1 protein-coding gene is annotated in these 249 nt (G+C 68.7%); it reads right to left on the bottom strand.

Going from position 1 to position 249, the window contains the following annotated elements; genetic code table 11:
- Positions 1-249, bottom strand: a 249-nt coding sequence (locus J0695_RS42520; protein WP_206970124.1) for an ABC transporter permease, incomplete at both ends; no start/stop codon positions are given.

The raw sequence follows: 249 nt of genomic DNA, 5'->3' as shown, positions 1-249 counted from the left end.
GGAGAGGATGGTGGGCATCGCCCCGGGGACGGCGATGTCGCGCACCAGGCGCCACCGTCCCAGTCCGTAGGAGCGGCCGAGCTGCAGCAGCTTGGGGTCGACTCCGCGGATGCCGGTCACCGTGTTCAGGTAGATGGGGAAGAAGGTGCCCAGCGCCACGAGCAGGATCTTGGGCTCCTCGCCGATGCCGAACCAGGCGATCATCAGCGGCACCAGCGCCAGGTGCGGGATGGTGCGCACCATCTGCAG

Source organism: Streptomyces beijiangensis (genome assembly GCF_017315755.1).
GTDB classification, from domain to species: Bacteria; Actinomycetota; Actinomycetes; order Streptomycetales; family Streptomycetaceae; genus Streptomyces; species Streptomyces beijiangensis.
The sequence above is the reverse complement of the archived record's forward strand: the minus strand, read 5'-3'. Positions and strand labels throughout refer to the sequence as shown.